The 1465-nt window shown below is 70.6% G+C and carries 3 protein-coding genes; 1 reads left to right on the top strand and 2 read right to left on the bottom strand.

The window, feature by feature from the left end:
* The coding region (locus HUK84_RS17940) for a Rieske (2Fe-2S) protein (RefSeq protein ID WP_176641460.1) at positions 1–292 on the bottom strand (292 nt) is incomplete at its 3' end.
* A complete protein-coding gene (locus HUK84_RS17935; RefSeq protein ID WP_176641459.1) occupies positions 289–561 on the bottom strand; it encodes an acylphosphatase in 273 nt (90 codons plus the stop codon). The genes HUK84_RS17940 and HUK84_RS17935, both read right to left, overlap by 4 nt.
* Positions 562–664: 103 nt before the next feature.
* Here HUK84_RS17935 and pncA point away from each other — a divergent pair, with 103 nt between their 5' ends.
* Entirely contained in the window at positions 665–1270 is a 606-nt protein-coding gene (gene pncA / locus HUK84_RS17930) for a bifunctional nicotinamidase/pyrazinamidase (protein WP_176641458.1), read from the top strand.
* The last annotated feature ends 195 nt before the right edge of the window (positions 1271–1465 follow it).

The raw sequence follows: 1465 nt of genomic DNA, 5'->3' as shown, positions 1-1465 counted from the left end.
GGATCGTGGCCGGCGGCGACAGCTCCGGATGGGCCGGAATATGCGCGCACCGCCCGTCGGGACCGAAACGCCAGCCATGATACAGGCAGGCCAGCGTCCCCTCGCGCAGGAATCCCAGGCTCAGCCGCATGCCCCGGTGCGGGCAGCGATCATCCCAGACATGCGCGACGCCCCGCGCATCGCGCCACACCGCCAATTCGCGCCCGCGCAGCACGCATCCCGCGACGCTGCCCGGCTCCAGGTCCATCGCCAGCATCAGCGCATGCCACCCATCCCCCGGATCGGCCGTCATGCCTCGTCCTCCCACTCGCTCTCGCCCCACTCGCTCTCGCACAGAATATCCGGCGCCAGGCAACCCGGCGGCCCCAGCCGGCACGCCATCTCGAACGCGCCCACCAGCGCCTCGGGTCCGCTGACCTCCAGCACCAGCCGCTCCGGCACGGCCTCATGCACCACGCACGTGACCGACAGCAGCGCCGCCCGCTCGCGGGCAAAGCGCATCATCGCCGCGTCCTGCGCGCATCCCGCCAGCACCATCCGCATCCGTTCCCGCCGGGCCATCCGGGTCCCCGCCCCAAACTCACGCCATCTCCGATAGCCTGCCCCGCCGAACCGTGCCATCCCTGTACCGAATCGTCCCTTTCCCCGAACAGGTCCCAGCCCCATGATCCCCATCACCGCCCATGACGCCCTGCTGGTCATCGACGTGCAGAACGATTTCCTGCCGGGCGGCGCGCTCGTCGTCCCCCGCGGCGACGCGGTCATCCCGGTCATCAACCATCTCACCCGCCTGCCTTTCGGCCAGCAGGCCGCCAGCCAGGACTGGCACCCGCACGGCCACGCCTCCTTCGCCAGCACCCACGGCTCCCACGCCCCGCACGGCACCTGGCCCGATCACTGCGTGGCCGGCACGCACGGCGCCGAACTCGCCCCCGCACTGGACCAGACCCGAGTCGGCATGGTGATCCGCAAGGGCCGCGCCCTCGACATCGACAGCTATTCCGCCTTTCTCGACAATGACCGCACCACCCGCACCGGGCTGGAATTCTGGCTGCGCGGCCTGGGCGTCACCCGCGTCTTCATCACCGGCCTGGCACTGGATTATTGCGTCGCCTTCACCGCGATCGACGCGAAGACCCTTGGTTTTGAAACGTTCGTGGTCGAAGATGCCTGCCGTGGGATCGCACCCGACCCCGCCGCCACGTGGCAGGCTCTCGAACGGCACGGCATCGTCCGCGTCCGCTCCGCCGACCTCGCCGGCACGGCATAGGGGCGATCGCGCAACCGGGGGTGTTCGGCGCCGGGTGGGACCGGCCCGAACAGATAATTTGGGGGATGACGGACCGATGACCGTTCCGGGTCGGGTATGACCATGTACAGGCCGCGGGGGCGGCTTCTCACATCGCGGCGACAGGTTCTCGGCCTCGCGGCCGGCACGGCAGGGGGCGCCCTGCTCCGCCCGCCG

It is taken from the genome of Nguyenibacter vanlangensis (assembly GCF_013376155.1).
Classification (GTDB): Bacteria; Pseudomonadota; Alphaproteobacteria; order Acetobacterales; family Acetobacteraceae; genus Gluconacetobacter; species Gluconacetobacter vanlangensis.
This window is presented reverse-complemented; position numbering and strand designations above follow the sequence as displayed.